The 4,324-nt window shown below is 40.8% G+C and carries 4 protein-coding genes; all 4 read left to right on the top strand.

What is annotated here, in order from left to right; all coding sequences use genetic code 11:
- Positions 1 to 52: 52 nt before the first annotated feature.
- The 4 genes from FM107_RS14350 to FM107_RS14365 all read left to right on the top strand — a co-directional run bounded on the left by FM107_RS14350 (position 53) and on the right by FM107_RS14365 (position 4,085).
- Positions 53 to 556 (top strand): AraC family transcriptional regulator, encoded by a 504-nt coding sequence (locus FM107_RS14350; RefSeq protein ID WP_143559499.1) that lies wholly within the window; start codon positions 53 to 55, stop codon positions 554 to 556.
- A gap of 612 nt (positions 557 to 1,168) precedes the next feature.
- Positions 1,169 to 2,473, top strand: coding sequence for a spondin domain-containing protein (locus FM107_RS14355; protein WP_086949175.1), 1,305 nt, complete (start codon positions 1,169 to 1,171; stop codon positions 2,471 to 2,473).
- 122 nt (positions 2,474 to 2,595) lie between these two features.
- Positions 2,596 to 3,450 (top strand): helix-turn-helix domain-containing protein, encoded by an 855-nt coding sequence (locus FM107_RS14360; RefSeq protein ID WP_086949176.1) that lies wholly within the window; start codon positions 2,596 to 2,598, stop codon positions 3,448 to 3,450.
- A 2-nt stretch (positions 3,451 to 3,452) separates the two neighbouring features.
- Positions 3,453 to 4,085, top strand: a complete 633-nt coding sequence (locus FM107_RS14365; protein WP_218779008.1) for a peroxiredoxin-like family protein — start codon at positions 3,453 to 3,455, stop codon at positions 4,083 to 4,085.
- Positions 4,086 to 4,324: the final 239 nt, after the last annotated feature.

Below are 4,324 nucleotides of genomic sequence, written 5' to 3' on the forward strand. Positions count from 1 at the left end.
ATGGGCCAAATTTATTTAATTTTTAAAACGTCCCGATTTTAATGGGACACTAGTGGAAGAAACTATTATCAATGGATTAATGCAAAATTTGCAACAGGAAATTGAAGCAATGATAGACAATTACACACAAGACCTAGTTGTTTCTCATCTTGATTTGTTGGTAAACTATTGCAACCGTTTTTACAATCGTCAATTCATCACAAGAAAAAAAGCATCCAACGATTTGTTTTTAAAATTTGAAGACTTACTAAACGCTTATTATCAAAATGATGATTTAACTGTATCAGGATTGCCTACCGTTCATTATTTTGCTGAAAAACTATTTGTTTCGGCTCACTATCTAAACGATATGCTAAAAAATTTGACAGGACAAACTACACAACAGCATATTCAAAACCAACTTCTGGAAAAAGCGAAGGAACTTTTATCGACAACAGAATTATCCGTAAGCGAGATTGCATATCAGTTAGGCTTTGAATACCCTCAATCATTTAACAAAGTATTTAAAAACAAAACGAACCAAACACCATTGGAGTTTAGGCAGTCTTTTAACTGACCAAGAAGATAGACATCACAAACAAAAGGAAAGCGCAACCATCAATATAGTCAGGCTTTTCGATAAGGGGGCGAAATTACAAAAAACTAAAAGAGCTGTATCCCCAGAACTATAATCAAAATTGCAATCAGAAAATATGTGGTTCATCGGGTGGATACTGAGCTCACGTTTTTCCAGGCCATGTATGCGCCATTGAATGGGAAATATAACGTCCCTTGCTGAACCATACCTTTCTGAAACGCCCCATTAGTCAGGTTTATCGTTCATCTTCTTAAAAATTACTAAATAGAAAAAGCCCCATAAAAGCCGTTTCAACTAATTGAATCAAATTAAACATCGACAGGAGAAGGTGAGCGATCCTAAAAGGGCAATTATCGGTTTTTAGTATCGAATAAAGATCTTGCTCCCATGGTAGATATAAGGAAACTATTGTCTATGGATGCGACTTTCAAGTCAAAAAATCTCAAATGTACATACAAAGTAATCCTTTTGAGTTAAAAGATCTTAAATCTATAGTTTAGGGAAATATAGACAAGACATCGGGAAATGACGCTATTTCTCGGGGCCTGACCTTCTGCTACCTTTGTTCCTGTAATATTAAATACAACAATTATGAACACGATTAAAAGAATAGGAAAAGTGGCAACATCTTCTTTCCTCTTTATAGGGGGGCTGGTTACAATGGTTTCCTGCACTGATGACGATGTGATGTCCCCAACACAGGCCAGTACGATTACCATCGAGAATATATTGGAATCAAAAGCTCTGGTGCAATCCGGAACTTTTATGGGAACCGGTACGCCACCCCTGATCCTCCCAGGGCAATCTTTCAGTATTGAATTTAATGCGGGGGCTGGACAGGCGCTATCATTTGCTACAATGTACGGTTGGAGTAACGACCTGTTCTTCGCACCTGAAAATCCTGGCATCAATCTTTATAATATGGACGGCATTCCTGTCACGGGCGATGTATCTGCACAGATTAAGTTATGGGATAACGGAACCCGTATCAATGAGACTCCCGGAATGAGCCTGATGCATCCAGGGACGGCTGAAGCCACCCCAGGTAATGTCATGGAAGTAAATCGAACAGATGCACAGGGAAATACCTACCTACCGGCTTCACAGCTTATGAAAGCGACACTGGAATATAATGGGAACTCTCAATTTACCCTGACGATTGAAAACACAAGTAAAGGTACTGCGAATGAAACTCCTTTCAGTCCGGGGGTATGGACCGTATCTTATGCGCCGGACGGAGATATCTTGAATAAAACCCCGATTTATGCCAAAGGAAAGCCTTCAGCAAACGGGCTTACCAACATTGCAGAAATGGGCGATAACTCAATGCTGAGCAAGCACCTGCAGGACATGACCGGTATCTTTACGCCGCTCTCTCCAGTATTGGTCGTTGTATACTCGGGTAGCGAACATCCCTTTTATATGAAAGGGGAAAAGGACCGGGGCGAAGGATTGAGCGAACTGGCACAGACCGGTAACGCGGATGTACTGGTTGCTGCCCTGGAGTCCAAACCAGGCGTTAAAAAAGTTTATGTGCTGAAGGAGGCGGCCACTACCGTCCTGTTACCTAAAATAGGGACTGAAGCAGGGGGACAGGTTATGCAGCAACTGGATGTAGTAAAAGGGGACAGGGTAGCTATTGCCACCATGTACGGCTTGAGCAATGACTGGTTTTATGCCTCAAAAGATAATGGCATTGATGCCATGCAGAAGGGTGATGTGTCTGATCAGATTCAGCTATATGATAACGGAACGAAAAAGGACCAGTATCCTGGTGCCAACATCCGAATCGATCTTCCCGAAATGTCGTTGACAGAGAGTAAAGCTATCGAGGAAGTTCCAAACCCCAACGCATTTACTACCTTGCCACAGATCATAAAAGTAACCCTTAATTAAAAGAAACCTCTGATGGCCGGGATCCCGATCAGCTACAATCTCGGCCATTATTATCCGTTCAATTCAGGTATTTCTTTACTATATTTAGGCGAAGTCAGATAATTTAAAGAAGAATAGCGAACATGAAACTGGAATTTATAAATAGCCAGACCAACGGAGTTTTCTCGGTAGGCAATGAGCGGGAGATGCTCACCCACTTAGGGATACTTCGAGAAAGTACAATTAATTCCATTGTGTTTAACTTCGGAGAAGACCAAATTGCCATCATTGATGAAGTTTGCTATACATTTCCTGGGAACACTGTGCTTCCATTAATGGCGAACCAGAACTTCCGTTCTGAGCATCCTGAGCAACTCATGGCCTGGCAGTTCAACAGGGAATTTTATTGTATTGTCGACCATGATGCCGAGGTTGGTTGTGTTGGTTTTCTTTTTTACGGTATCAACAACCCGATGTTCATTGATCTTTCCGAACAGGATATTACCAATATAAAACTGACGGAACGCTTTTGCAAAAACGACATGCAGGTGAAGGACCGGATGCAGAATGAGATGCTGCGTACCCTGCTCAAACGTATCATCATCAGTGTAACGAGGCTTGCTAGAGAGCAGACGACGGATAGCAACCTGCTAACTGAAGATAAACTGGACCTGGTAAGAAAGTTCAACCTGATGTTGGAATTTAATTTCAAAACGGAGCATGAGGTACGTTTCTATGCTGGTGCGCTTAATAAATCGCCCAAAACCCTTTCCAATACATTTGCTTTGCTGAAGTTTCCTTCACCATCTAAGCTGATACAGAATAGGATCATACTGGAAGCTAAACGTTACCTCAACTATACGGATAGGTCTGCTAAGGAAATTGCCTATATGCTTGGCTTTGTAAGTCCTGCACATTTCAGCCGTTTCTTCCGGCAGCATACAGGGGAGAATATTTCTTTTTTCCGGAGTGGAACAACAAGTACCAAAAACAATTAACAATGAACAAAAAACTATTTATAACACTCGGCATCATTCTGTGCAGTATCCATATGGTAAGCTCTCAAACGAATCAGGAAAGGCAGGAATACCCATTAAAAGCAGAGAATGTAAGCCCGCTGCTGATTGGTGAAAAAATTCCTGCGCTTACTTTAACCGATGCGATGGGAGAAATGATACAATTAGGGAAATTGTTTTCCGAAAAGCCGACGATATTTGTCATTTACAGAGGAGGCTGGTGTCCATACTGTAATCTTCAGCTATCGGGGCTTCAGGAGATAGAAAAAGATCTTACGATGCTCGGATATCAGATAATAGCCGTAAGTACGGACAAGCCTGAAAATCTCAAGGCAAGTTCTGATAAAGGAGAATTAGGCTATACCTTACTTTCTGATGCTGATCTTTCACTGGCTAAAGCCATGGGACTTGCATTTAAGGCTCCAGAAGCGTATCATAAATTTTTACCGGAAACAACTGGGGGTAAAAACAAAGATATGTTGTTACCAGTCCCGTCTGTATTTATTTTGAACAAAGCAGGCGAAATAAGATTTGAATACATAGAGCCTAATTTTAAAGAAAGGGTCAGTCCGGATTTGCTTAAGGTCGTTGCCGGAGCACTATATAAAACTCTATAGTAATTGTCTCCAGGAACCCTTTTCGGCTACCTGAATAGCTATCCTAAAATAATTGGAGTTTTATTATTCTCCTTTTTTAGGACGCTATTGTTTTGCAATATATAAGTCGCTAACACGTAATAAGGGAGCTAGGACTATACCACAATTCGTTACAATTATTTTGTGCGTTTCTTATAACCGTACTCATCGCTGTCCCATTAAAATCTGAAATTGTTCTTTGAAATATTTGAAATATAGTT

This window comes from Sphingobacterium sp. JB170 (assembly GCF_900163865.1).
Lineage (GTDB): Bacteria > Bacteroidota > Bacteroidia > Sphingobacteriales > Sphingobacteriaceae > Sphingobacterium.

What these genes read in the sequence shown, in the direction of transcription:
- FM107_RS14360 (WP_086949176.1), top strand. Translation starts at nt 2,596, where the DNA reads ATGAAACTGGAATTTATAAATAGCCAGACCAACGGAGTTTTCTCGGTA.
- FM107_RS14355 (WP_086949175.1), top strand. Translation starts at nt 1,169, where the DNA reads ATGAACACGATTAAAAGAATAGGAAAAGTGGCAACATCTTCTTTCCTC.
- FM107_RS14365 (WP_218779008.1), top strand. Translation starts at nt 3,453, where the DNA reads ATGAACAAAAAACTATTTATAACACTCGGCATCATTCTGTGCAGTATC.